We start from the raw sequence: 23,359 nt of genomic DNA on the forward strand, positions 1-23,359 counted from the left end.
TTTCTTCCTGTCCAAATCAGAAACGAACCAGCGCCGAGCCCCAGGTAAAGCCGCCGCCGAAGGCCTCCAGCAGCACCAGTTGGCCACGCTGAATTCGCCCGTCGCGCACCGCTTCGTCCAGTGCGGAAGGCACCGAGGCGGCAGAGGTGTTGCCGTGACGATCGAGCGTCACCACCACTTTGTCCATCCCCATGCCCAGTTTTTTCGCCGTTGCGCTGATGATGCGCAGGTTGGCCTGGTGCGGCACCAGCCAATCCAGCTCGCTGCGGTCCATGTTGTTGGCCTGCAGCGTCTCGTCGACGATGCGCGCCAGCTCGGTAACCGCAACCTTGAAGACTTCGTTGCCCGCCATGGTGACATAGGCCGGCTTGTCTTGATTCTGGCGATCCTTGTACGGCAGCGTCAGCAGGTTGCCGTAGCTGCCGTCGGCATGCAGATGGGTAGACAGAATGCCCGGCGCTTCAGAAGCCCCCAGCACCACCGCCCCTGCGCCATCGCCAAACAGAATGATGGTGCCGCGATCTTCAGGATCCAGCGTGCGCGACAAGACGTCCGCGCCGATAACCAGCGCATGTTTGACCGCGCCGTTCTTCACGTACTGATCGGCCACGCTGAGCGCGTAAGTAAAGCCGGCACAGGCCGCAGCCAGATCGAACGCCGCGCAGTCTTTGATACCCAGCATTTGCTGCACCAGGCACGCCGCGCTCGGGAACGCGTGAGTGGTCGTGGTGGTCGCCACGACGATCAGCCCAATGTCTTCTTTAGCCACACCTGCCATTTCCAGCGCTTTCTCAGCGGCCTGGAAGCTCATCGTCGCGACGGTTTCATCCGCAGCGGCGATGCGACGTTCGCGGATACCGGTACGCGTGACGATCCATTCGTCAGAGGTATCCACCATTTTTTCCAAATCAGCATTGGTGCGCACTTGTACGGGCAAATAACTCCCCGTACCGAGAATCTTTGTATACATGTACGATCAGTCACTCTTAGGTAATACAGCCTCAAGGCGCGCAGCAATCCTTTCCGGGACTTGCCGCTGCACCGCCTGCACAGCCTGTTCGATTGCGACTGCAAACGCGTGAGGGTTCGCAGCGCCGTGGCTCTTGACTACGGTGCTGCGCAATCCTAACAGACATGCGCCATTATACTGGTCGGGGTTCAGGTGGCCGAACCGCTTAACCACCCGTTTTTGCAACCAACGGCCCAACAATTTCAGCCACCACGCTCGCTTGTTGCCGTCGCCGGACGATTTCAGCAGCGATAAGAACACCCTGACCACCCCTTCCATGGTTTTCAGGGTGACGTTGCCCACGAAGCCATCGCACACCAACACGTCGGTCTTGCCGGTGAGCAGCTCGTTTCCTTCCAGGTAACCAATATAGTTGATTGCCGGAGTATTTTTTAGCACAGCGGCCGCTTCGCGGATATTATCCAGGCCTTTGGTCTCTTCTTCGCCAATATTCAGCAGCGCCACCCGCGGTTGCGCAATGCCGATCACCTCTTCCGCCATCACCGCGCCCATCACGGCAAACTGCACCAGCATGGTGCTGTCGCACTCGACGTTGGCGCCCAAATCCAGCACCACGGTTTTACTGCGTTGCTGATTCGGGATCGCCGTCATCAGCGCCGGGCGCTCGATGCCTTCCAGCGGCTTGACCAACAGCTTCGCCAATCCCATCAGCGCACCGGTATTGCCGGCGCTGACGCAGCCCTGCGCTTTACCGCTGCTGAGCTGCTCGAGCGCAATGCGCATCGACGTGCCGCGGCTGGCGCGTATCGCTTGTGAAGGTTTGGCGTCGCCGGCGATCACGGACTCGGCGGGCACGACTTGCAGACGCTCCAGAAGAACCGGATCGGCGTGGGCAAGCAAAGGGGAGATGACGTCGGGATTGCCGACCAGCAGGAGATGAAGCTGTAAATTAGAGGCCAGTGCCTGCAACGAAGCAGGCACTGTGACGCAGGGACCGAAGTCCCCGCCCATTGCATCTAACGCCAGGGTTAGACGAGTCAAGGTATCGCTACTTAGCCGATAACCTTGCGACCGCGGTAGAAACCGTCGGCAGTGATGTGGTGACGACGGTGAGTTTCACCGGATACTTTGTCTACAGACAGAGTAGTCGTGGTCAGAGCATCGTGAGAACGACGCATGCCACGCTTGGAACGGGTTGGTTTATTCTGTTGTACGGCCATGGACCTTACTCCTCAATTACTTACGCTTTAAACTGGCTAATACGGCAAACGGATTCGGTTTCTCCGCCTCGGGAGGCAGTTGGCCAAATACCATGTCCGCTTCGGACACTTCACAGTGTTCAGATTCATGTACCGGAACGACAGGCAGTGAAAGAATAATTTCGTCTTCAATCATCGCCAACAGATCGACTTCGCCAAACTCGTCAACTTCGATCGGTTCGTACGCTTCCGGTAATGCCTCAGCCTGCTCATCATTGACGACCGGGCTAAAACAATATGTTGTGTGAACCTGATGTTCGAACGGGACTCCACAGCGTTGGCACATCAACGTTACCGTGACGTCCGCATGCCCTGTTATCACCGCGAGGCGTTGATTGTCGATATTGAACGACAACGACACCTCGACATCACTGTCCACACTGACCACGGAGTCGGCAACACGAGTAACCTGCTCAGGCGCATAGACACCAGCATAGTCCAGGCGTTTCTGAGCGGTACGTACCGCATCAATGGTCAAGGGTAATTTTACCTTTTGCATAGGGCGCGCATATTAACTTTGTAACGACATAGAGTCAAAGAAAAAGGCCGTAAAACGGCTCCTTTCACCAATATTCGCTTCCACAGCGGCCGACAGTTTAAAATGCCATACCCATTTACGCTACGGTTTGCGAAAAAAATTATGCAGAGATTGCTTTTAGCCTCCACCTCACCCTATCGAAAAATGCTGCTGGAGAAGTTACGGCTGCCCTTCGACTGCGCCGCACCCGAGGTGGATGAAACCCCACTGCCGGGCGAAAGCGCCGAAGCGCTGGTGCTGCGCCTGGCGGCGGCGAAGGCTCAGGCGCTGGCCCTCGCCTATCCCGAGCATCTGATCATCGGCTCCGATCAGGTCTGCGTGATCGATGGCAACATCACCGGCAAGCCCCATACCGAGGAAAACGCCCGGGCGCAGCTGCGCCAGGCCAGCAGCCAGGCCGTGACTTTTTATACCGGCCTGGCGCTGTACAACGGCCGCAGCAAGCAGCTGCAGGCCCTGTGCGAGCCGTTCCACGTGCATTTTCGCGCGTTGAGCGAAGCGGAGATCGCCGCCTATGTACGTCTGGAGCAACCGCTGAACTGCGCGGGCAGTTTCAAGAGCGAGGGATTGGGGATCGCGCTGTTCGACAGGTTGGAAGGCCGGGATCCGAACGCCCTGATCGGCCTGCCGTTGATCGCGCTGTTGGACATGTTGCGGGCTGAAGGCATCAACCCGCTGGTCTGACGCGGATTACTTGGCCACCTGCCGGCGCAGCACCTGCAGGCAGTGGCGCAGCTCTTGGTCCATCGGCGCTTCGATGCGCATCGTTTCGCCGGTGGCCGGATGCTCGAAGCGCAGCGCCGCGGCGTGCAGGAACAGCCGCTTCAGGCCGGTACCCGCCAGCTGGCGATCGAACTCGCGGTCGCCATAGCGATCGTCAAAGGCGATCGGATGCCCGGCATGCAGCGTGTGCACGCGGATCTGGTGAGTGCGCCCGGTGATCGGGCTGGCCTTCACCAGCGTGGCGAATTCGTAACGCTCTTCCACCTTGAAGCGGGTTTCCGAAGGCTTGCCTTCGCTGCTGACGCGCACGATGCGCTCACCGCTTTGCAGAATGTTTTTCAGCAGCGGCGCCTGTACGGCCTTGCAGTGGGACTGCCACTGGCCGCGCACCAGCGCCAGATAATCCTTCTGCATCCCCTTCAGCCGCAGCTGTTCATGCAGCGAGCGCAGCGCGGAGCGCTTCTTGGCCACCAGCAGCACGCCGGAGGTATCGCGATCCAGACGGTGCACCAGCTCGAGGAAGCGGGCTTCCGGGCGCAGCGCGCGCAGCCCTTCGATCACGCCGAAGCTCAGGCCGCTGCCGCCGTGCACCGCGGTGCCGGAAGGCTTGTTGAGGATCAGCAGGTGGTCGTCTTCATACAGAATGCAATCGGCCAGCGCGGCTACCTTATCCAGCTTGGCCGACACCGGCGTCTCTTCGCGCTCGGCCACCCGCACCGGCGGCACGCGCACCACGTCGCCGGCCGCCAATTTGTATTCGACCTTGATGCGCCCTTTATTGACCCGCACCTCGCCCTTACGCACGATGCGATAAATCATGCTCTTCGGCACGCCTTTCAGGCGAGCGAGCAGAAAGTTGTCGATTCTCTGACCGGCTTCGTCGTCGGAAATCGTGATGAATTGTACTGCTGGATTGTTCGTTTTCATGGTGCGGGATTCTAAATAGAGCGCGTGAATAGCGCCACATCTTTTTCTGTGCTTAACTGTCTCTCTGACGGCGGGCGAAACCCCAGCGGACAATAAGGCAGCAAGCCGGTTTGAACGTTTGCGATTTCTTCCGCAGTTAAGGAAAAGTCACCTTGCTATAACGGCATCAGCAGTGGAATAATGCAGTCACTTTCCGCGTTGATTCTCGTTAAACAGGGAAAACGGTGGAATTATAAAATTTGTCTGATCGCGCAAAAACGCAGCAATGGCGTAAGACGTAATGCGAAATCAAACAATTAGCGGGCTGCGGGTTGCAGCTTGGCCGGCAAATGGAATCAGATCTGTCGACGTAAATCAGAGGCTATTCCCCTAGTAAAAGTGCTGTCTTTCACAAAGAAAAGCAGGCTTACCGAGATAATGCGCCCCTATGCAGGCGACAACCGTGAGGTTGACGGCTTTGCGAGAAGACACGGGGCTTTCGGTTTAACTCCGGCCATGAGGTTATTTTGCCCGCAGCTTTGTCGATAATGTAAAAATAACGAGTAAGTTAAGATGAAAAGAATGTTGATTAACGCAACTCAGCAGGAAGAGTTGCGTGTTGCCCTCGTAGATGGACAGCGGCTGTATGATTTGGATATCGAAAGTCCGGGTCATGAGCAGAAAAAAGCGAATATTTACAAAGGCAAAATCACCCGCATTGAACCAAGTCTTGAAGCAGCGTTCGTGGACTACGGCGCAGAACGACATGGTTTCCTCCCTCTTAAAGAAATCGCCCGCGAATACTTCCCTAGCAATTACTCTTCCCATGGCCGCCCGAACATCAAAGATGTGCTGCGCGAAGGCCAGGAAGTCATCGTTCAGGTAGACAAAGAAGAACGTGGCAACAAAGGCGCCGCCTTGACCACCTTCATCAGTCTCGCGGGCAGTTATCTGGTGCTGATGCCGAACAACCCGCGCGCCGGCGGTATTTCCCGCCGCATCGAGGGTGACGATCGCACCGAGCTGAAAGAAGCGCTCTCCTCGCTGCAACTGCCGGACGGCATGGGCCTGATCGTTCGCACCGCGGGCGTAGGCAAATCCGCCGACGCGCTGCAGTGGGATCTCTCCTTCCGCCTGAAGCACTGGGAAGCGATTAAAAAAGCCGCCGAAGGCCGCCCCGCGCCGTTCCTGATCCACCAGGAAAGCAACGTTATCGTGCGCGCCTTCCGCGATTACCTGCGCCCGGACATCGGCGAAATTCTGATCGACAACCCGAAAATTCTCGATCTGGCCAAAGAGCACATCGCTGCGCTGGGCCGCCCGGATTTCAGCAGCAAAATCAAACTGTACAGCGGTGAAATCCCTCTGTTCAGCCACTACCAGATCGAATCGCAGATCGAATCCGCCTTCCAGCGTGAAGTGCGCCTGCCGTCCGGCGGCTCGATCGTCATCGACAGCACCGAAGCGCTGACCGCCATCGACATCAACTCCGCCCGCGCCACCCGCGGCGGCGACATCGAAGAGACGGCGTTCAACACCAACCTGGAAGCGGCGGACGAGATCGCTCGCCAGCTGCGCCTGCGTGACCTTGGCGGCCTGATCGTCATCGACTTCATCGACATGACGCCGGTTCGCCACCAGCGCGAAGTGGAAAACCGCCTGCGCGATGCCGTGCGCCAAGACCGCGCGCGCATCCAGATCGGCCGCATTTCCCGTTTCGGCCTGCTGGAAATGTCCCGTCAGCGCCTCAGCCCGTCGCTGGGCGAGTCCAGCCACCACGTGTGCCCACGCTGTAACGGCACCGGCACCATTCGCGACAACGAATCGCTGGCGCTGTCCATCCTGCGCCTGATCGAAGAAGAAGCGCTGAAGGAAAACACCAAAGAAGTTCACGCTATCGTCCCGGTTCAGGTTGCTTCGTACCTGCTGAACGAAAAGCGCGAATCCGTCAGCGCGATCGAAAAACGTCAGGGTGGCGTGAAAGCCGTCATCGTGCCTAACGATGAAATGCAAACCCCGCACTACTCGGTGCTGCGCGTGCGCAAGGGCGAGGAAACCTCTACCCTCAGCTACCTGCTGCCGAAGCTGCACGAAGAAGACATGGAGCGCCCGCTGGAAGACGCGCCGATGGAACGCAAGCGTCCGGAGCAACCGGCCCTGGCTTCCTTCCCCCTGTCCGCCGATGCGCCACCGCCGGCTGAAGAAGCTGTCGCCGTGGCCAAGCCTGCCGCTGCCGCCGCCAAAGCTAAAGCCGCAGCGCCGGCCGCCGCCAAGCCGGGCTTCCTGGGCCGCCTGTTCGGTGGTCTGAAGAGCCTGTTCGCCGGTGAGGAACAACCTGCCGTCGAAGAAACCAAACCGGCCGAAACGCCGAAGGCGGAAAGCAACGGTGAAAACCGTCGTCAGGATCGTCGCGGTCAGCGTCGCCAAGGCACCGGCCGTAAAGAGCGCGGTGAGCGTGGCGACCGTCCGGAACGCGGCGAGCGTAAAGAGCGCGGTGAAGGCCGTGACAATCGCGAGCGCGACAACCGTGAGCCGCGTGAGAACCGCGAAGGCCGTGAATCGCGTGAATCCCGCGATGAACAGCGCCGTAACCGCCGCAACCAGCAGCAGAACGCGCCGGTAGCGGAGGAAACCGCCTCGGAAGACAGCGCTAAAGCGCCGCGCGAAGATCAGCAGCAACGCCGTGAGCAGCGTGCTGAACGCCAGCGTCGTCGTCAGGAAGAAAAACGCCAGGCGCAGCAGGAAGTGAAAGCGCTGGAAAGCGTTGAAGCTGTCGAGAGCACCGATGAAGAGCAGGAAGAACGCCAGCAGCAGAACATGCAGCGCCGCCAGCGCCGCCCTCTGTCGCAGAAGGTGCGCATCCTGTCCGCGGAAGAAGAACTGCAGCGTGCAGCGGAAGAGCTGTTGGCGCCGAAAGCGCCGGTAGCGAAAGCCGAAGTCGCGCAGCCGACCGCCGACGACAGCGTCAAGCTGCTGCCGGAAACCGTTGCCGCACAGCCGGAAGACGATGCCCAGGGCGAAAACCGCGGCAACGGCGAAGGCATGCCGCGCCGTTCCCGTCGTTCACCGCGCCACCTGCGCGTCAGCGGCCAGCGTCGTCGTCGTTACCGCGATGAGCGTTACCCGCTGCAGTCCCCAATGCCGCTGGCGGGCGCGTTCGCTTCGCCGGAAATGGCATCGGGCAAAGTCTGGGTAAGCTACCCGGTTGCTCAGGTTGAAGAAGCCGAAGTGCAAGCCGAAGCCGTAGAAGTAGAACAGGCAGCGGCACCGGTTGTCGCCGCAGCGGTTGAACAGCACAGCGTTGCCGTGGAAGAAACTCAGGCTGCGGCCAGCGTCAACGAGCCGGCACCAGAAGCCGCCGTTGAAACTGCGGCCGTTACCGTAACGGAAGAAGCTGCAGCCGTAGCGCCTGTCGTTGCCACCCCGGCCGAGGAAACCCCGGCGCCGGTGGAAGCCGCGCCGGCACCTGCCGCAGTTGAAGAACCGAAAGCGGAAGAGACTGCCCCGGCAGTGGAAGCCGAGCCGGTAGCTGAAACCGTTGCGGCAGAACCTGTGGTTGAAGCCAAGCCGGTGGAAGACGAGCCTGTGGTCGACGCTGCGCCGGCAGAAGCTGCGCAAGCGGAAGAAACGCCAGTGGCAGAAGCAGCGCCTGCGCCAGCCGCCGTGGAAGCCGCTCCGGTCGAAAAAGCCCCGGCGCCAATCGCCGCAGAACCTGCGCCTGTGGTTGCTCAGCAGCCGGCACCGGTGAAAGCCGTGCAGGACGTACTGTACAAACACATCGCCACTGCGCCGATGACCAAAGCGCCTGCGCCGGCCTACGTGCCGGAAGAACGCAAGCACAGCGACTGGCAGCGCCCTTCCTTCAACTTTGAAGGCAAAGGCTCGGCAGGCGGCCATTCGGCGGTGAGCCAGGCCACCGCGCCGGCCACCAAGCCGCAGCCGGTTAACGAATAAGTTAATCTGCAGCTCTAAAAAAAACCCGCCATCGGCGGGTTTTTTCTTGCCTGCAAAAAGGCTCAGGCTATCTTTTTCAGTTTTTTGATGTCTAAAACATCCAACTTGCCGTCAAGCCGGCTGACGAACTGCTGAAAATGCGCCGTCTCATTATGCTTATCCAGCGCTTCGCTGCTGGCCCAACACTCAAAGAACACGAAAACGCCCGGCTTTTCCAGATCGCGATGCAAATCATATTGCAGGTTGCCCAACTCCTGGCGGCTCGGCTCGAGAATGTCGTGCACCGCTTCGCTGACGGCGTCTTCCAATCCCGCTTTCGCTTGCAGGGTGGCGATAACGCGTACTTCCATTGCTTTCTCCCTTTCCACTTGATGAAAGTCGACGGTATTGGCGTCGGCATCGTTGAAATCCCTGTTACTATGCGCCCGCCGCGCTATTGATTTCAACTTGTCGCCAACAAACAGATGCATCTCAGGCGCTTTCCGCTTATCCTTACACCCCGGCGTGAATAAACCCATTATTCGCTTTTCATTAGACGTATTTGACCGCCGGAGCCTAGCTAGATGACCGCACAACCTCAAGTTCTGAAAATCCGCCGCCCAGACGACTGGCATATCCACCTGCGTGACGACGAGATGCTGAAAACGGTGGTGCCCTATACCAGCCAGGTATTTGGCCGGGCGATCGTGATGCCGAACCTGGTTCCGCCCGTAACGACCGTGGCCGCCGCGCGCGCCTACCGCGATCGCATTCTGGCGGCGGTCCCGCAGGGCCACAACTTCACTCCGCTGATGACCTGCTATCTGACCAACTCTCTGGCGGCCAGTGAACTGGTCAACGGCTTTGAGCAAGGGGTGTTTACTGCCGCCAAGCTGTATCCGGCCAACGCCACCACCAACTCCAGCCACGGCGTCAGCGACGTGACCGGCATTTACCCGCTGTTCGAACAGATGCAAAAAATCGGCATGCCGCTGCTGATCCACGGCGAAGTGACCGACCCTGCCGTCGATATCTTCGACCGCGAGGCGCGCTTTATCGAGCAGGTGATGGAACCGATCCGCCAGCAGTTCCCGGAGCTGAAGATCGTCTTCGAGCACATCACCACCAAAGAAGCGGCGCAATATGTGCAGGCAGGCAATCGTTTCCTCGGCGCCACCATCACGCCACAGCACCTGATGTTCAACCGCAACCACATGCTGGTCGGCGGCATTCGCCCACACCTGTTCTGCCTGCCGATCCTCAAGCGCAATGTCCATCAGGAAGCGCTGCGTCAGGCGGTCGCCAGCGGCTCGGATCGTTTCTTCCTCGGTACCGACTCCGCGCCGCACCTCAAGCATCGCAAAGAGTCCAGCTGCGGCTGCGCCGGCTGTTTCAACGCGCCGAATGCCATCCCGGCTTACGCCGCGGTGTTCGAACAGCTCGGCGCGCTGGCGCACTTTGAGGCCTTCTGCTCGCTCAACGGCCCGCGTTTCTATGGCCTGCCGCTCAACGAAGACTTCATCGAGCTGCAGCGCGTGTCGACCACCCAGCCGGAAGAGATCGCCCTGGGCAATGAATCCGTGATCCCCTTCCTGGCCGGTGAAACCCTGAACTGGTCGCTGAAAGACTGATATTTTTTCTTCGCCCTCTTGCCCCCGCAGTCGGCTAGCTGTATAAATAAACAGTAAATCGCTTCGGGGGCAATTATGCGTGTTGAAGTCACTATAGATAAAACCCGGCCGCTGCCGTCGGGCGCCATTGAGGCGCTGACCGGTGAACTGGGCAAACGGGTCAATCGCCAGTTTCCAGACGCCGTCGTGCACGTACGTTATGCCGGCGCCAACGGGCTCTCCGTGCTGGGGGGCGCCAAAACCGACCGGGATCTGATCGAGGAAATCCTTCAGGAAACCTGGGAAAGCGCGGACGAGTGGTTCAGCGCAGAATAACACTGCAATGCTGTTTTTGCCGGGGGTCGCTCTCCGGCTTTTTTGTTTGACGATGACTCCAGCCCGGTACTTCGCTGGACTGCGCCGTAGCTCGATGAAGCAGGTTTATCAAGGACTTACGCGCGTCCATCATATGCCGGTGCTTTCTGAAACTTGACCCGGTTTTCCCTCGCGCCGCTCCTATCTGGCTCTTGGAATTCGGGTCGTTCCAAGGAGTCATCATGGCGAAGATCAAGCTCACCAAGACCGCCGTAGAGTCGGCGCAACCCCAGGCCAAGGACATCGAACTACGGGATACCGTGGTGCCGGGTTTCCTCTGCAAGATTACCCCGAAGGGCCGTCGGGTGTTCATGCTCCAGTACCGCACGAACTCCGGGCAGCCCCGCAAGCCCTCGCTGGGCCTGTTCGGGGAACTGACCGTGGAGCAGGCCCGCGTCATGGCGCAGGACTGGCTGGCCGAGGTTCGCCGAGGCGGCGACCCCGGCGGCGCCAAGGCCGAGGCGCGCAAGGCGCCCACGGTCGAAGCGCTGTGCAAGAAGTTCATGGAGGACTACTCCAAGAAGCGCAACAAGCCGAGCACGCAGCGCGGCTATCAGGCCGTCATCGACCGCTGCATCGTCCCGCTGATCGGCCGCAAGAAGGTGCAGGACGTGAAGCGGCCCGACATTGCCGGGCTGATGGAGAAACTGGCCTACAAGCCCGCCGAGGCGAACAACGCCTTCGGCGTGCTGCGCAAGATGTTCAACCTGGCCGAAGTGTGGGGCTACCGCCCGGACGGCACGAACCCGTGCCGCCACGTCCCGATGTACCCGCCCGGCGAGGAAACCCGGCTCATCGTGGACGACGAACTGGCGCTGATCTTCCGCCAGTTGGAGAAGCTGGAGGCGGAAGGACTGGAGAACTACGTCATCCCGCTGGCGATTCGCCTGCAATTCGAGTTCGCCGGCCGCCGCTCCGAAATCTGCATGCTTGAATGGGATTGGGTCGATCTGGAGAACCGGCGCGTGGTCTGGCCCGACAGCAAGACCGGCGGCCTCTCCAAGCCCATGAGCGCGGAAGCCTATCGACTGTTCTCGACGGCACCGCGCCGAGAAGGTTGCCCCTACGTCCTGCCTTCGCCCAACGACCCGACCAAGCACCTGACCTTTGGCGAGCACTATGGCGGATGGTGCCGGGTGCTCAAGGCAGCCGGCGTCCCACACGTCGGCACGCACGGCATCCGCCACCGCTCCACGACCGACATTGCCAATTCGGGAGTGCCGACCAAGGTAGGCATGAAGCTGACGGGCCACAAGACCGTGGCGATGTTCATGCACTACGTCCACACCGAGGACAAGCCGGTGCGGGATGCTGCCGAACTGGTGGCGAGTCGGCGGCAGGCCATCACGGGCGCGCGGCGCCCTGCGGAGGCCACGGCATGAGCAAGAGGACGCTTTCGGTGGCGCCCCCCGCTGCCTTGGCGGCCGACTATCCCCGTTCCGCAATTTCCGAGACAGTGTCTGGGAAATTCGGCCTCGCCGAGCTGGCCAAGGTCTTCACGCTGCCGTGGTCGGCCTATGCGCTGCTGATTTCGGTCAAGGATGCCCGCGGATCGGTGGCCGGCATCCCGTCCAGTCGGCTCCGATTGTCGTGCCGGCGTCACGACAATCGGGCGGGCCATCCCTTCTATCTAGGTGCTACACCGGAGACTGGAAAAGTATGCCCGTTTCGGGTATAGTTTGGAGGTCGAAATGACGGTCATCCTCAAGCGCAAGGACTTTGCACGCTGGCAGTCGGGCGAGAAGCTGTCCGATGCCGCGTTGTGCAAGGCGGTTCAGGAGATGGAAAGCGGTCTGATCGACGCGGACTTGGGCGGCTCCCTCTACAAGAAGCGGGTGGCCCGCCCCGGTGGTGGTAAAAGCGGCGGCTACCGCACACTGGTATCGGCCAGGATCGGCAGCCGCTACGTGTTCCTGCATGGGTTCCCGAAGAACGACAAGGCGAACATCACGCAGGACGAGAAGAAGGCGCTGCAATTCGCCGGCAAAGCGTTCTTGCAACTGTCCGGGGAAACGTTATCGAAGGCGTTGCAGTCGGGCGTGTTATTGGAGGTGCATTGTGAGCAAGATCATTGAATCCCTGCGTGACGACCTGGCCACGCTTCATGAAGTGGGTGCGATCAGCAAGGTGACGATGCGCGAGTTCGACGCGATCTGCCCGCCGCCAGTGCGGGAGTTTGGCGCCGAGGACATTAGGCGCCTACGGGAGACGCTGAAATTCAGCCAGCCGGTGTTCGCGCATCACCTGCACACCTCGGCCTCGACCGTGCGCAAGTGGGAGCAAGGTGAAACCCGACCCGCTGGCCCGGCGCTGAAGCTGCTCAACATCATCGCCGACAAGGGGCTCCGGGCGATCCTTTGATTGATCTGCGTTTTCTGCCATAACCACCTAATTTCAGTTACGATCTTTTACGCTATCAAAACGTCGATGGAGGTGACAGATGGCAGAGAAAAGGAACGTGTTTATCAGCCATGTCCATAAGGACGATCATGGGCTCCAAAAGCTCAAAGATCTGCTGGCTCCGAAAGGGATGGATGTAAGGGACTCCTCCATCCATACAGGAAAGTTCAACAACGCCACGGATGAGCATTACATCAAGACGCAGATTCTGGCCCCAGCGATAAACTGGGCGGGCGTATTTATTTGCTACGTCTCACCCCAGACGAAAGATAGCGACTGGGTGACCTGGGAAATCGAATATGCAGCCAAGCAAGGCAAACGTATTGTTGGCATCTGGGAGCATGGTGAGAAGGAATGCGACATTCCTGAGGCACTGAAAGAATACGCCGATGCCTTGGTCGGCTGGAATGGTGACTCAATCATTGATGCGATCAACGGAAAAGATACATGGGAAAAACCCGACGGTGGCGCCTGTGATCCGGTTCCTCTGAAAAGGCATCCCTGCTGATGGCACGTGTCCACTCCTACGTGGTGCGGTACGACAGTGGTTTCGCACCCAATCCCTTTTACGAATACTGCACGCTTGCAACCTGCAAGCCAAATATCCGCAAGGGCGCTGACATCGGTGATTGGGTGGTAGGCAGTGGCAGCAATGATCGAAGTGTTCGGCGAGGCGGGTATCTGGTTTATGCGATGCAAGTCACCGAAACGATGACATTTGATGAATATGGGGCAGATCCACGGTTTGAATCTAAAAAGCCCTATCGCAACGGTAGTCGGAAGCAAAGTTGCGGGGACAATATCTACTTCAGAGCCGCACCAGCGGCCGTCTGGCAGCAACGAGATTCCTTTCACTCTCGCCCCGATGGTTCACTTAATCCTGATCACGTCACTCGCGACACGGGTGTAAACAGGGTTCTCATCAGCAATGACTTCGTGTACTTCGGAGGAGAGGGGCCGGAGTTCCCGGAAGAGCTAAAAGACCAGCAAGGCCGGTCTCTATGCAAAACAGGAATAGGTCTAACTACTTTTGACGATCCAAAACTGATTGCGAACCTAGAGCAATGGGTTCGTAGCTTTGGGCTGAATGGATATCAGGGCGCTCCATTCGAATGGCTGACGCTTCGGAGGTAACCGATGCACAAGGAAGGTTCTCTGCTGCTTTCGGACTACGCTTCGGAAATTGCAGCTACGGATGTACTCAGTCCAACCGATTTCAATCCTGTCCTTCAAGGGCTTTATGGGGAAGTCGGTGGAATAATGTCTACTGTCAAAAAACATGTCCGGGAAAAATCTGCGTACCCTGGTTTCAGAAGGGCGGCGGAAGAAGAATTCGGTGATACGCTTTGGTATTTGGCTGCGATCTGCCGGCGCATGCAAGCTCCACTTGAAGATATCTTTGCCGAGGCGGCGAATCACGGGAACTTCAAGAACATAGGGGCAGCAAGCGACATAGCCGAAGGTGCATTCGCTTACATCGCCATGCCTGTGGCGGCCCCTGCGTCGTTGGACATTACCTTGGTACGCTTGGGGCAGGCGGCCGCAGCTCTGCTGGGAAGTGGGCCTGCGCGCAATGACGTGGTCACCTTCGCGCGAGCCTATCTCGATGCAATCCATGCCGCAGAGTTGGCGTTCTCGGACGTAGCGCGGGGGAACCTCCGGAAAGCTAGGGGTGCATTCTTGGAGCCACAGGCGGTTGACCTGATTGGCCTTGATTTCGATAGCGAGTTTGGAATAGAAGAGCAGCTCCCTAGAGAGTTCAAGATCCGAGTCAATCAACGCGGTAGCGGCAAAAGCTATCTCCAATGGAATGGCGTATTCATAGGTGATCCCCTGACCGACAACATCGCTGACCGAGATGGCTACCGATTTCATGATGTTTTCCATTTTGCATATGCAGCCATCTTGCATTGGTCACCTGTAATACGGGCATTGATCAAGCACAAGCGAAAGAGCCAGTCCAAATATGATGAAGAGCAAGACAGCGGCCGGGCAATCGTCGTTGAGGAAGGGCTTACGGCATGGATTTTCTCTAGAGCCAAGGAATTAAACTATTTTGAGAATCAAGAAAAGGTTTCCCTTGGGATTCTCAAAACCATTGAAGAGTTTGTGAGTGGCTATGAGGTTGAGAAGTGCCCGCTAAAGCTTTGGGAAAAAGCCATCATGGACGGATATTCCGTATTCCGTCAAATCAAGAAAAATCAAGGCGGCTGGATCATCGGCAACCGAAAAGAACGCACCCTACAATATATGCCGCTTGAGTCTTAAGAATGAAAATCCACCCCTTTGTTGAATCAGTTTCCTCGCTGCAATTTGAGGACTGCTTCAATCCTTATTCTGATCGCTGTGAAGTTCATGATCGTCGAGACGCGCCCCGCCGCCGCGCCGCCGCACTTTCCGCATTATTGCGTCGCGCTTCAGAGGAGCCTGTAGATGCGATTTGGATCGGTCGAGATTTGGGGTATCGCGGAGGCCGCCGAACTGGGTTGGCCCTGACTGACGATGTTCACATGAGCCAACATGCCAAACGTTGGAATGTCGATCTGGCTCCAGAACGGCCCACAGTCGGCAATGCCGTAGCCGAGCGAACCGCTGCGGTTATATGGGGAATGCTAGAGCACATTGATGCTCGCATCTTTCTCTGGAATGTTTTCCCACTTCACCCTCATGAATCAGGGGATCCGTTCACCAACCGGCAACACAACGCCCGTGAAAGGCGAGCCGGCGAAGAGCTACTACAACAGCTCATCGTTCTGCTTCGTCCCTCGCGCATCGTCGCCATCGGCAACGATGCTGCCGCAGCCGCTCATCGAATCACGGATAGCGTGCCTGTTATCTGCGTGAGGCATCCGAGCTATGGCGGACAGACGCAGTTTCAAGGGCAAATCTCTGAACTGTATGGACATCCAATGAAGACTGGATCGCTGTTCTGACGAATTGCTCCAGCATTTTAGCGAGCGGATACCGCCCCTTCTATCCAACTCGCCAGGTTTTCACTGATGCAGCGACTGAAAGAGGCTCTGACGCTGGTGGAGGTGCGCACACTGGATCACGTCGTTGTGGCCGGGCAGGAAACAACTTCATTTGCAGAGCGAGGGCTATTGTGAACCGAGGGGGCTGCACAGGCGGCCCCATTTTTTTATTCGCTCCATCAAGCTTACTGAACGCAGTTACTGCAAAATTTCCCGGCTAATCCACAGGCAGAAGCTTTCGACGAAATAAGCTGGAATAGGTTCGGTCGCGTGAAAAAATTGGATCATATTCTCCCTGTTGATAAATTATTTTGGCGGCGGCCCCTGTTGTTGAAAGCGGGAGCACTGTAGCTTTGGGATGGTGTTCGACGAACAATTTATGCTCCTCATAGATCCCCTCCATGCCGCCGACGAACACCGCTGCGCTGAAACGGCGGCTTTCGATCATTGCTTGCCTCATGGCCGTCAAACTGGCTTCTCTGTTGCCATCAACCGCTGGCACCATATGCACGTCGACGAACTCCGCTAGCTCAGGAGGCAATCGACCCTCAAAAAGCTTACTTTGGTAAATCGCCACCCTGTTGCGGTCAAGGTTTGCCTCGCGGGAAAAGAGAGCCAATAGCGGCGTTATCGCCGGATGGCCGCCGCACGTGATTCGTCCAATCGGCAACACTACTTCAACCAAAGCCTTGATTGCTTCCCGTATAGCAAGAACATCGGCGGTGTCGAAAAATACCCGATTGCGATCAGGCAAAGGCACGCTGGCAGATAGAAATATATCTATCATGCGGTGAGCTCCTTCAGAAGTTGTGGCGCCTTCGACATTTGCACGGCCCGGATCGGCAAATACGAGTCAAGCCAATCTAGGTGAGAGAGCCACGTTCTCAGTACACCTCTATTGTCGTAAATCACCCATATTTCTCTCGTCTCAACAGTGGGGTTGGTAATGGCTTCGAACACTTCGTTGATGCGATCAGCGGTTGGTATTCCCACTGCCGGTACGATCGCCAGCGTTCGATTGGACTCGGTTTTGAGAGAAATCCAGCCTTCAATCTGAACACTTGGATCAAGTCCCTCGTCGCGGGCGGCGTCGCAAAAGTTATCGACCAAATATCGGTGGCGGGCGGCAATTGCTGGTGCGCGTAGCCGTTCGACCTCGTCGCAAATTCTCGTCACCAATCCCTTCGTGGCCCAACGCCCCCGCATTGGAATAAATCCAAAGAAGTCCCGACGCCTAAGCTTCATGAAGTGGCTGAAGGACGATGCAGGGTCTTCCTTTTGCCCCGGCCATAGTAGGTGCAAGATTTGCACATTGGTCGCGTTTGCGCGCGCCAATTCTTCAGCCGTCCAACGACCTTCTCTGAAGCCAGGTGTGTCGATCAGCACCACGACATCGGAATCCGACATCCTGTGCCAGAGTTGTGATTGGAAATCTGCGGCTGGAGGCACTGACCTCACGTCGATGAAAACGTCAAAGCCACGAGCATCGAGCGCATCGTACAACCGATCGGCCAGCGGCTGAGACCCTGTTCGTTTGTAACTGATGAAAAGTCGTCGCTCACGTCGCAACAGCCTAAATGTCTCAAGGACTAGCGTAACGAGGCGGGTGATGCCTTCATCGTTGGTGCCCAATACAATAGCATTGACATGTCTGAGCTGCGGCGGAATTTCTGCATGAACCTGGGACAAATCCGAAACGACCGGAGCGATAACGATCGAGTCATCAATCAACTCCGTCACAAGTGCGGTATCGGCAGTGCTTTCCGACGAGCCGAAAAATACTGCCATCACCGGCGATTTTAAGCTGCGGTTAGAGGCGTTGGCATCGCTGAGAAACGTAATTGCGTTGCTCGGAATCCCGAGCCCCTGAAGCGCCAGATCAACGCTACGGCGGAGGCGAGTGTCATGCCCATGGACCGCACCCAGCAGGATAAGCTGGTAGGGTGATCTCATGCTTGAGTTCTCGCTCATCGGCCAGCCATTCCCGCAGCAGTTTCAATCCATCCGCCAATATTTTTCCTGCCATCCTGGCCTATGAAATCGTAACTCAGGCAGTGATTTGACAGTTGGACTACGCTATTCGTTTTTGGTGCTGTGAACCACAGATCACCCTCAGGAATCGCAAGCGTGTAATCTGCGTAGGCCACCCACTTTCCGTCCTTCCACTCGGCGAGATATATGCCGCGATCGGTTCTATAAAGTCCCATCTGCGCCAATGGATCAGCACCCTTTGTAGATGTCGCTTTGTCTTTATTCTGGACACCGTGAATGAAAACGGTTAGCAAGCCGTTTCCCTTGATAACACTGCGAGCAATTTCGTAGCGCACCCATCGCCGTGACCATGTATGGGTTCCAGCAAGGACACAAGTTACCGAAGTATTCTCCAACCCCTTGCGGAGAAAAGTCTTTAGTGCATCGTCACTCTCTTTTTTCGATGCCTCAAACACGCTGCTGTCAAAGAAGCCCCGGCTTTCCTCATCGGATTCCTTCACAACCCAACTGTTGCGGACATTCCAGGCGCGCCATACATCAGGCTCATAGTGAAAAGAAAAGAATGTTCTGCGTGGCATTTTGACTCCATCTATTACACTAAACCCAGGCAAATTTGGATGTAGGTGACCCGCATCCTCCACAGCAAACGACACCTCGCAGGATGCAATTCAGATATTGCCGGTTCATCGTGCCTTTATAGCGTCGCTGACCCAAGTTTCAATATTCGACTTGATGTAGTCATACACATTGGTGCTGGTGGTGTATGGCGGATCGTAGACTTTACCCGTGACAGCTTCTCCATCAACGGTGAGGCCTGTAAACGGATTAGATCCTTTCGACGACTGATTTCCGTCTGAGTCTTTCAGATTGTGGACATGGATGGCGAGTACACCCAGCCCGTCCTTCCAGGCTTTCTTTATCTCGTGTTTGACCCAGCGGCGGCTGGCAGTCTTCTCGCCCACAAGTACGACAAGGCATTCTTTGCCTTTCATGTTGTCGGCGATCCATTTTTTGATGGCATCATCGCCTGCTTTCTTGATTTCTTCCCATTTGTTCGAATCCAGTAGAGGCTGTTTTTCGATAGCTCCGATTTGCCGAACTTGCGACACGCGCCAACTATCCTGTTTATAGTGAAAGCTCAGAAAGCATTTATTCGCCATGACTTATCTCCATTTGTCGTTGGTGCTTCGATGAAGCAAATCTCGAATTGAGGATTGCGATAGTTATTTAACTGAAGTCGTAATTAATCGCTGGCTTGAAATACTTTCTTGTAAATTTCCTTACAAATGATAGCTGAAAGTGTGCGCCTGCGTCTCCGCTTCGCGGACCGCGCTGCTCCAGGTTCGCTATTCGCTCATCCCTGACGGGACTGGCATTCGCCAGCCTTCCACATCCCTGACGCCTCCGGCCCGGCTTCCAGCTTCGGGCCTGCGCGCTTCGCTTGCGTGCGGTCAGCACAAAGGGATGGCCGTTGCCTTGTCCAGCCGTCTCCCCTGACTTCATCACCTTACCCGCGACCGTAGCCCGCTCCCGTGTGCCGTCAAGGCGCGCAGGGCCGTGTCCTCGGCTGCGCCTGCGGGCCGCACCAACCCTGCGCTTGTCTCCTTGACGGCCCCCGTCCGCGCGCTCCTTTGGCCGCGGGCGATGAACTCAGGAAAGACGGTGGCAACAGGGCCAACCGGGTTCCTCGTGCCGACCGCACCGAACAGCCGAAAGGCTGGGCTCCGAATCTAGGAATCCGGTGTGCGGTTTGAACAGCAAACCCTTTTCGTCAGGAGAAATGCAATGCAACTCGCATCCCGATTCGCTTCCCGTTCCCCGTCGCTGCGCAGCGATTACCCGCTGTCCGATGACCAAATCCGCCGTGTGGCCCCGTCCATCTTCGCGGACGCGCCGCACGAAAGCCGTTCCGAACGGTACGCCTATATCCCCACCGCCGCCGTGCTGGCGGAACTACGCAAGGAAGGGTTTGAACCCTTCATGGCAGCGCAAACCCGCGTGCGCCACGACGACCGCCGCGACTACACCAAACACATGCTGCGCCTGCGCCACGCCAGCCAGATCAACGGCGCGGAGGCTAACGAAATCGTGCTGCTGAACTCGCATGACGGCACGAGCAGCTATCAGATGCTGGCCGGAATGTTCCGGTTCGTGTGCAGCAATGGCCTTGTCTGCGGCGACACGGTGGCGGACGTGCGCGTGCCCCACAAAGGCGACGTGGCCGGTTCCGTCATCGAAGGCGCTTACGAAGTCTTGCGCGGCTTCGACCGCGTGCAGGAATCCCGCGATTCCATGCGCGCCATCACCTTGAACGATGGCGAATCCGAAGTGTTCGCCCGCGCCGCGCTGGCCCTCAAGTACGACGACCCCGACAAGCCCGCGCCCATCACGGAATCGCAAATCCTGATGCCGCGCCGCTTTGATGACCGCCGCCCGGACTTGTGGAGCGTGTTCAACCGCACGCAAGAGAACCTGACCCAAGGCGGCCTGCGCGGGCGCAGCGCCAACGGACGCCGCCAGCAAACCCGCCCGGTACAGGGCATCGACCAGAACATCCGCCTCAACCGTGCGCTTTGGCTGCTGGCCGATGGCATGCGCCAGTTGAAAGCCTGAACCCCCACGCGGCAGGGGCAGGCAGCAGCCCTTGCCGCTTCTCTCGCTGCTGCATCCCTAACCGCAAGGAGTTATCACCATGAACGCCGTTACCCAAACCGAAACCCGCGCCATCGAAACTGCCGCGCCGCTGGAAGTGGCCGACCCGAGCAAGAACCTGATTTTGGTTCCACTCTCGCAGTTGCTGCCGCGCCGCTCCAAGCGCAACGCACGCAAGACCCCGCGCCTGTCCATTCCCGAACTGGCCGCGAGCATCGCCCGCATCGGCCTGCTGCAAAATCTCGTCGTCATCCTCGCCGCCGATGGCGAGCAGTACGAAGTGGTGGCCGGCGACCGCCGACTGACCGCGTTGAAGCTGCTGGCGAAGAAGAAGCGCATCCCTGCCGACTACGAAGTGGCGTGCCTGCTGGTGCCCGATGCTTCGGCCCGTACCGTCAGCCTCGCGGAAAACCTGCTGCGCGAGCAGATGCACCCGGCCGACCAGTTCGAGGCGTTCGCCGCACTGGTCAAGGAAGGCCGCCCCATCGAAGACATTGCCGCCGACTTCGGCGTGACCCCGCTGGTGGTGCAGCGCCGTCTCAAACTCGCCAACGTCTCGCCGCGCCTGCTGGCCGACTACCGCGCCGGAGCCGTCACCCTGGAACAGTTGATGGCCCTGACCATCACCGACGACCACGCCGCGCAGGAAAGCGCGTTCTACGGTGCGCCAGAATGGCAGCGTGGCGCGTCCGCGCTGCGCGAACGCCTGACCGAACGCGAAATCGACGCCACGCATCCGCTGGTGCGCTTCGCCGGGCTGGACGCCTACACGGCGGCGGGCGGCGGCATCCGCCGCGACCTGTTCGCGGAAGGCGATGCCGGAACCTACCTGACCGACGCCACGCTGCTGGAAACGCTGGTGCGCGGCAAGCTGGATGCGCTGGCTGGGGACGTGCGCGCCGAGGGTTGGGCGTGGGTCGAAGCCGTGCCGCACATGAGCTACGCCGAGCGGCAGGCGTTCCAGAACGCACCGCGCCAGCGCCGCGAACCGAGCGCCCGCGAAGCCCGCCGCATCGCCTCGCTGCAAACCCGCCTCGACAAGATCGACACCGAACTGGAAGAAGCCTACGACGCCGAGGACGAGGACAAGACCGAAGCGCTGGAACCGCGCCGCGAACAGGTTGCCGGGGAACTGCAAGCCGTGGAGGAAGCCTTGCAGGGCTACGCCCCGGATGTGCGCGCCGTGGCCGGCGCCATCGTCACCCTCGACCGCAGCGGCGAAGCCGTGATTCATCGCGGGCTGCTGCGCGAGGCAGAAGCCAAGGCGCTGCGCACGCTGGAACGCTTGCGGCAGGGTTTCGGCAGCGCGGAAGGCGAGGCCGGGAACGACGACGAAGGCGAGGACACCGAGCAGCCCAAGGCCGCGAGCCTGTCCGACCGGCTGGCGCAGCGGTTGAGCGCGCACCGCACCGCCGCGCTGCAAATCGAAGTCGCCCGGCATCCGCAAGTCGCGCTGGCCGCGCTGGTGCATGGCATGGTGCAGAGCGTCTTGCAGGACAACCACTACGGCCACGACTTGCCGCTGGGCGTGAGCCTGAAAGTGCAAGACCGGCTGGAAGGCATGGCCCCCGACTGGCCCGAGTCGCCCGCCGCCGTCGCCCAGCGCGAGTTGCAGCAGGTCGCGGGCGAAGCGCTGCCGCAGGACAGCGCCGAACTGTTCGTCGCGCTGCTGGCGATGGAGCAAGGCGAACTGGTGCGGCTGCTGGCGGTATGCGTAGCGGCGACCGTGGACGTGGTGACGCCTCGCGCCACTGCGCACCAGCCGGGCGCGGAACTGGCGCAGGCTGTGGGGCTGGACATGGCCGCATGGTGGCAGCCCACCGCAGACGGGTATTTCCAGCATGTGCCGAAGGCCGCGATTCTGGAAGCCGTGGGCGAGTTCGCACCGTCGCACGCTGCACGGCTGGCGAAGTTGAAGAAGGCCGACATTGCCAGCGAAGCGGAACGGCTGGCCGATGGTACGGGCTGGATGCCCGCCATCTTCCGCACCGAAAGCCCGCAACAGGACGCGCAGGCCGTGGCAGTGGATGCGGGCGCCGAAGCGCCGGAGGAAGTCGCCGCCGTGGCGGATGAGCTGCCGCAGGCCGAGGCACTGGCCGCGTGATCCTGCACCGCAGATAGCGCCCCGGTTCCGGCCGGGGCGCTTCACGCCAAGGATTCCTATCATGAGCCGCAACACCACGGACCGCCCGCGCATGGCGGCGATCTATGCCCCCGGTACGGTACGCGCCCGCCGCTGGCACGGCGATGGCGACGTGCGCGGCTACCGTCCGCCGCGTGGCTGGACGGCCCGCGCCGACCTGACCGACCTACATCCCATTACCGGCCACACCTTGCCGCGTGCCGCGTGGTGGATTGTCGAAACCAAGGAATAACGAGCAGCACCGGCCCCAAGCCGTTCCGCCTTGGGGCCGGTGGTCAAAAATCCGGGGCGTCGGTGGCCGCGCCCGGTTCCAACGTCGAAGTCAAAATCGCCCCGTTGCCGCCTTCGTCCAGGCGGCAACGGGGCGGACGTGCAAGTGCCTTGCACGCGACACGTCCATCGGTGCCCGCTGGCGCGGGCAAGGTTTCGATGGCGCCCCGCCGCAATGGGCGGGGCTTGTAGGGCTACGCCCCGGCTTGCTGCGGCAGGTTGTGCGATAGCGTGCCGTCCCCGACGCTGGCGATTCGCGCCTGTACGTCACGAAGGGCGATTCACCGACACGCCACCCGGCCTCGCTATGGAGCATCCACACCACGCCTCAAGCATGTGGTCGCGCGCTGCGGCAGGGGCGCTCTGGCCTTGTCGTCGGGGCTTTGACCTGGTTCGCGTCAGGGCGCAAGCCGGTGCAGCCGTCACGCGGGGATGCCGAGTCGGCCATGTCTCCTTTCGGGGGCGGGCGGCCCGTGCGTCCTTGGCTTGTCGTGAATCCTGGCGAGGGAACGGCTACGCCTTGGGCTTCATGGCCGCAACCTTCCAGCGAAAACAATTTCCCCGCCGCTGCGCGGCTTCCTCGCGCGGCAAATTCTTTTCGCTTCCAGGTTCTCCA

Annotated in this window: 25 protein-coding genes; 15 read left to right on the forward strand and 10 right to left on the reverse strand. The window is 59.2% G+C overall.

Features of this window, described 5'->3' with window-relative positions; all coding sequences use genetic code 11:
- Positions 1-16: 16 nt before the first annotated feature.
- The 4 genes from ACJ8HN_RS08240 to yceD are packed head-to-tail and all read right to left on the reverse strand — an operon-like array spanning position 17 to position 2,728.
- Complete coding sequence (locus ACJ8HN_RS08240) at positions 17-970, reverse strand: beta-ketoacyl-ACP synthase III (protein WP_025302411.1); 954 nt, start codon at positions 968-970, stop codon at positions 17-19.
- Between the two features lie 6 nt (positions 971-976).
- Entirely contained in the window at positions 977-2,011 is a 1,035-nt protein-coding gene (plsX, locus tag ACJ8HN_RS08245; RefSeq protein WP_071883797.1) for a phosphate acyltransferase PlsX, read from the reverse strand.
- 11 nt (positions 2,012-2,022) lie between these two features.
- Positions 2,023-2,190 carry a 50S ribosomal protein L32 gene (rpmF, locus tag ACJ8HN_RS08250; RefSeq protein WP_004927778.1) on the reverse strand — a complete coding sequence of 56 codons (168 nt, stop codon included), beginning with the start codon at positions 2,188-2,190 and terminating at the stop codon, positions 2,023-2,025.
- A gap of 16 nt (positions 2,191-2,206) precedes the next feature.
- The gene (gene yceD / locus ACJ8HN_RS08255) at positions 2,207-2,728 is read right to left on the reverse strand and encodes a 23S rRNA accumulation protein YceD (protein ID WP_004927780.1); all 522 of its coding nucleotides are present in this window, start codon (positions 2,726-2,728) and stop codon (positions 2,207-2,209) included.
- A gap of 141 nt (positions 2,729-2,869) precedes the next feature.
- On the opposite strand from yceD, the gene ACJ8HN_RS08260 reads away from it, so the two are divergent.
- On the forward strand, positions 2,870-3,451 hold the full coding sequence (locus ACJ8HN_RS08260) for a Maf family protein (protein WP_060424709.1): 582 nt from the start codon (positions 2,870-2,872) through the stop codon (positions 3,449-3,451).
- Between the two features lie 6 nt (positions 3,452-3,457).
- Here the strand turns inward: ACJ8HN_RS08260 and rluC are convergent, their stop codons facing one another.
- Positions 3,458-4,417, reverse strand: coding sequence for a 23S rRNA pseudouridine(955/2504/2580) synthase RluC (gene rluC, locus ACJ8HN_RS08265; protein ID WP_033646448.1), 960 nt, complete (start codon positions 4,415-4,417; stop codon positions 3,458-3,460).
- A 552-nt stretch (positions 4,418-4,969) separates the two neighbouring features.
- Here rluC and rne point away from each other — a divergent pair.
- Positions 4,970-8,350, forward strand: a complete 3,381-nt coding sequence (gene rne, locus ACJ8HN_RS08270; protein WP_442523256.1) for a ribonuclease E — start codon at positions 4,970-4,972, stop codon at positions 8,348-8,350.
- A 62-nt stretch (positions 8,351-8,412) separates the two neighbouring features.
- Here the strand turns inward: rne and ACJ8HN_RS08275 are convergent, their stop codons facing one another.
- Positions 8,413-8,700: a putative quinol monooxygenase gene (locus tag ACJ8HN_RS08275; RefSeq protein WP_442523257.1), complete on the reverse strand. Its 288-nt coding sequence runs from the start codon at positions 8,698-8,700 to the stop codon at positions 8,413-8,415.
- Positions 8,701-8,913: 213 nt separating this feature from the next.
- Here ACJ8HN_RS08275 and pyrC point away from each other — a divergent pair, with 213 nt between their 5' ends.
- From pyrC to ACJ8HN_RS08325, 10 genes are all read left to right on the forward strand, one after another.
- Positions 8,914-9,960, forward strand: a complete 1,047-nt coding sequence (gene pyrC, locus ACJ8HN_RS08280; protein WP_033655064.1) for a dihydroorotase — start codon at positions 8,914-8,916, stop codon at positions 9,958-9,960.
- 75 nt (positions 9,961-10,035) lie between these two features.
- Complete coding sequence (gene dinI / locus ACJ8HN_RS08285; protein ID WP_033638037.1) at positions 10,036-10,275, forward strand: DNA damage-inducible protein I; 240 nt, start codon at positions 10,036-10,038, stop codon at positions 10,273-10,275.
- Positions 10,276-10,496: 221 nt separating this feature from the next.
- Positions 10,497-11,696 (forward strand): tyrosine-type recombinase/integrase, encoded by a 1,200-nt coding sequence (locus ACJ8HN_RS08290; RefSeq protein ID WP_028240170.1) that lies wholly within the window; start codon positions 10,497-10,499, stop codon positions 11,694-11,696.
- Between the two features lie 309 nt (positions 11,697-12,005).
- Positions 12,006-12,389 carry a type II toxin-antitoxin system RelE/ParE family toxin gene (locus tag ACJ8HN_RS08295; protein ID WP_028240169.1) on the forward strand — a complete coding sequence of 128 codons (384 nt, stop codon included), beginning with the start codon at positions 12,006-12,008 and terminating at the stop codon, positions 12,387-12,389.
- Positions 12,373-12,675, forward strand: a complete 303-nt coding sequence (locus ACJ8HN_RS08300) for a helix-turn-helix domain-containing protein (RefSeq protein WP_028240168.1) — start codon at positions 12,373-12,375, stop codon at positions 12,673-12,675. The genes ACJ8HN_RS08295 and ACJ8HN_RS08300 overlap by 17 nt, the downstream gene beginning before the upstream one ends.
- Before the next feature lie 79 nt (positions 12,676-12,754).
- Positions 12,755-13,222 (forward strand): TIR domain-containing protein, encoded by a 468-nt coding sequence (locus tag ACJ8HN_RS08305; RefSeq protein WP_028240167.1) that lies wholly within the window; start codon positions 12,755-12,757, stop codon positions 13,220-13,222.
- Positions 13,222-13,848, forward strand: a complete 627-nt coding sequence (locus ACJ8HN_RS08310) for a hypothetical protein (protein ID WP_033045760.1) — start codon at positions 13,222-13,224, stop codon at positions 13,846-13,848. The genes ACJ8HN_RS08305 and ACJ8HN_RS08310 overlap by 1 nt, the downstream gene beginning before the upstream one ends.
- 3 nt (positions 13,849-13,851) lie before the next feature.
- The gene (locus tag ACJ8HN_RS08315) at positions 13,852-14,982 is read left to right on the forward strand and encodes a nucleoside triphosphate pyrophosphohydrolase family protein (RefSeq protein WP_028240166.1); all 1,131 of its coding nucleotides are present in this window, start codon (positions 13,852-13,854) and stop codon (positions 14,980-14,982) included.
- Between the two features lie 2 nt (positions 14,983-14,984).
- A complete protein-coding gene (locus tag ACJ8HN_RS08320; RefSeq protein WP_071534888.1) occupies positions 14,985-15,647 on the forward strand; it encodes a uracil-DNA glycosylase in 663 nt (220 codons plus the stop codon).
- Between the two features lie 66 nt (positions 15,648-15,713).
- Complete coding sequence (locus ACJ8HN_RS08325) at positions 15,714-15,821, forward strand: JAB domain-containing protein (protein ID WP_199770497.1); 108 nt, start codon at positions 15,714-15,716, stop codon at positions 15,819-15,821.
- Positions 15,822-15,903: 82 nt separating this feature from the next.
- Here the strand turns inward: ACJ8HN_RS08325 and ACJ8HN_RS08330 are convergent, their stop codons facing one another.
- From ACJ8HN_RS08330 to ACJ8HN_RS08345, 4 genes are all read right to left on the reverse strand, one after another.
- Positions 15,904-16,473 (reverse strand): hypothetical protein, encoded by a 570-nt coding sequence (locus ACJ8HN_RS08330; RefSeq protein ID WP_033041349.1) that lies wholly within the window; start codon positions 16,471-16,473, stop codon positions 15,904-15,906.
- The gene (locus tag ACJ8HN_RS08335) at positions 16,470-17,657 is read right to left on the reverse strand and encodes a toll/interleukin-1 receptor domain-containing protein (RefSeq protein ID WP_033041350.1); all 1,188 of its coding nucleotides are present in this window, start codon (positions 17,655-17,657) and stop codon (positions 16,470-16,472) included. The genes ACJ8HN_RS08330 and ACJ8HN_RS08335 overlap by 4 nt, the downstream gene beginning before the upstream one ends.
- The gene (locus ACJ8HN_RS08340) at positions 17,654-18,256 is read right to left on the reverse strand and encodes a TIR domain-containing protein (RefSeq protein WP_033041352.1); all 603 of its coding nucleotides are present in this window, start codon (positions 18,254-18,256) and stop codon (positions 17,654-17,656) included. The genes ACJ8HN_RS08335 and ACJ8HN_RS08340 overlap by 4 nt, the downstream gene beginning before the upstream one ends.
- A 105-nt stretch (positions 18,257-18,361) precedes the next feature.
- Entirely contained in the window at positions 18,362-18,838 is a 477-nt protein-coding gene (locus ACJ8HN_RS08345; protein ID WP_033041353.1) for a TIR domain-containing protein, read from the reverse strand.
- A 625-nt stretch (positions 18,839-19,463) separates the two neighbouring features.
- On the opposite strand from ACJ8HN_RS08345, the gene ACJ8HN_RS08350 reads away from it, so the two are divergent.
- The 3 genes from ACJ8HN_RS08350 to ACJ8HN_RS08360 all read left to right on the forward strand — a co-directional run bounded on the left by ACJ8HN_RS08350 (position 19,464) and on the right by ACJ8HN_RS08360 (position 22,705).
- Positions 19,464-20,291, forward strand: a complete 828-nt coding sequence (locus ACJ8HN_RS08350; protein ID WP_028240164.1) for a DUF932 domain-containing protein — start codon at positions 19,464-19,466, stop codon at positions 20,289-20,291.
- 79 nt (positions 20,292-20,370) lie between these two features.
- Positions 20,371-22,434, forward strand: coding sequence for a ParB/RepB/Spo0J family partition protein (locus tag ACJ8HN_RS08355; protein WP_028240163.1), 2,064 nt, complete (start codon positions 20,371-20,373; stop codon positions 22,432-22,434).
- Between the two features lie 61 nt (positions 22,435-22,495).
- Positions 22,496-22,705, forward strand: a complete 210-nt coding sequence (locus ACJ8HN_RS08360) for a hypothetical protein (RefSeq protein ID WP_028240162.1) — start codon at positions 22,496-22,498, stop codon at positions 22,703-22,705.
- The last annotated feature ends 654 nt before the right edge of the window (positions 22,706-23,359 follow it).

The organism is Serratia sp. CY29653, from assembly GCF_052169255.1.
Classification (GTDB): domain Bacteria; phylum Pseudomonadota; class Gammaproteobacteria; order Enterobacterales; family Enterobacteriaceae; genus Serratia; species Serratia sarumanii.